This is a genomic window from Pyxidicoccus fallax (assembly GCF_012933655.1).
GTDB lineage: Bacteria > Myxococcota > Myxococcia > Myxococcales > Myxococcaceae > Myxococcus > Myxococcus fallax.
The window spans coordinates 1-2,075 of record NZ_JABBJJ010000666.1 but is presented as its reverse complement, the minus strand read 5'-3'; the positions used below and the strand labels follow the sequence as shown (position 1 = coordinate 2,075).

Below are 2,075 nucleotides of genomic sequence, written 5' to 3'. Positions count from 1 at the left end.
GCCATTTCGGACCTCATGCGCTTGGCAAGAAGGGAATTCCGCGCCCTCCAGCATCGTCCCGATGTCCTCCGCTCCTTCTTCGAGCATGCTGGACTCCATGTTTAGCGGACTCGCCGAGGCGGTTTAGGCCCGCCGGAGCAGTTCCAGCGGACGACTCACGGGCTCGCGTCCTCCCCGGATGGTTCGTCCGGGGAGGACGGCGGCGTCAGGGGCAGCCAGAGCACGAAGGTGCTGCCCTGGCCCTCCACGCTCGTCACCTCGATGCGGCCGCCATGCTGCTCCGCGAGCACGCGCGAGCCGAACAGCCCCAGGCCCGTGCCCGGGATTCGTCCGGCGACGTTCTTCCCCCGGAAGAAGCGCTCGAAGAGGTGGGGCAGGTCGCTCGCGGGAATGCCCATGCCCTGGTCCTTCACGCCGACGACGGCCCAGCCATTCCCCGCCACCTCACGGCGCTCCACGCTCACGTCGATGCTGCTGCCCTCCGGGCTGTACTTCACCGCGTTCGTCAGCAGGTTGCGGACGATGCGCCGCACGCGCACCGGGTCCACGAGCGCGATGACGGGGACGTCCGGCGTGTGCACCCGCACCTCGTGACGCCGTGAGCCCTGCTGCGGGTCCTCGGCCACCTCGCGGGCGAGCGCCGCCATGTCCACGGCCGTGCGCCGCGGGTTCGGCGGCTGGTTCATCTCTCCGCGCACCACGTCCACGAGGCTCTCGAGCATCGAGCCCATCTCGTCCGTAGCGGTCAGGATGCGCGACGCCGCGGACGCGAGGCGCTCGGGCGCGAGCTCGCGCTGTTTCGCCACCTCGGAGGACAGAAGCGACGCGCGCATCTTGATGACCGTCAGCGGGTTGCGCAGGTCATGCGCCACCGAGGACAGGAAGTCGTCTCGGGTGCGCAGCGCGCGCTGAAGCCGTGTCAGCAGCCGGGCATTCTCCAGCGCCAGCGCGCAGCGGCCCGCGAGGTCCTGTGCCAGCCGCAGGTCCTCCTGGGTGTAGGGCTCGCGGCCGGTGCCGGACAGCAGCGTCAGCGTGCCCAGCACCTTCTCGCGGGCCACCAGCGGAACCACCAGGAGGTGGCGTGGGGCCAGCGCGCGCACCGCGGCGAGGTGCGCGTCCGACTCGGTGGTGGCCACGTAGTCCTCTTCCTCGAAGCGCTCGATGAGCCGCGCCTCGCCGGTGCGGAAGACCTCGAGCACGGGGCTGGTGGAGCCCGCGCGGGGACGGTGGCGCCGGATGGCGTCGACATGCGAGGCCATGGCGGGGTCCGGATGGAACACGGCCACGCGCTCCAGCCCGCCCGGCGTGTTGAGGTCCACGACGCACCAGTCGGCCAGCTCGGGCACCACGATTCGGGTGGCCTGCTCCAGCGTCTCCCGCTCATCGAGAGAGCGGGCCAGCACCGCGCTCGCTTCGGCGAGGAACCGCTGCACGCCCTCCGCGCGCTTGCGCTCGTGGATGTCGATGGCCGCGCCCAGCCACCCCGTCAGCACTCCGGACGCATTGCGCAGGGGGACCACGCGCCCCATCAGCCACCGGTAGCCGCCCCGCGCCGTCTTCACGCGGAACTCCACGGCGTAGGTCAGCCCCTCGCGGATGCCCTCGTCGCGTCGGGCCCGCAGGCGGGGCAGGTCGTCCGGGTGGACGACCTTCAGCCAGCCGTAGGAGGCGGCCTGCTCCGGCGTCTGCCCGGTCAATTCGAACCAGCGCGAGTTGAACAGCGTGCCGCCGCCGTCGGTGGCGTTGGTCCAGACGACCTGGGGCGCCGCCTCGAACATCTGCCGGTAGCGCTCCTCGCTGTCGCGCAGGGCCTGTTCGGCGCGCTGGCGCTCGGCCACGTCCGAGAACACGCACACCGCGGCGGTGATGGCGCCCTCGGGTGAGCGCAGCGGGACGGCGCTGATTTCGAGCAGGGTGTCCACGCCGTCGCCGCGCCGATAGCGCATCAGCTCGTTGCGGACGTGCTCACCCCGCAGCAGGGCGCGGGCGGTGGGGTAATCCTCGGCGGCCACCGGCGTGCCGTCCTCGTGGTAGCCGCCATAGGCCGCGTAGTCGGACACCGCCTGGGAGGGAAG

At 71.7% G+C, this 2,075-nt stretch carries 1 protein-coding gene; it reads right to left on the bottom strand.

Translation table 11 applies throughout. The annotated features are described in order from the left end of the window. Positions 1-155: 155 nt before the first annotated feature. Positions 156-2,075: sensor histidine kinase (locus tag HG543_RS53300; RefSeq protein ID WP_169352626.1), on the bottom strand; the 1,920-nt coding region annotated here is incomplete at its 5' end.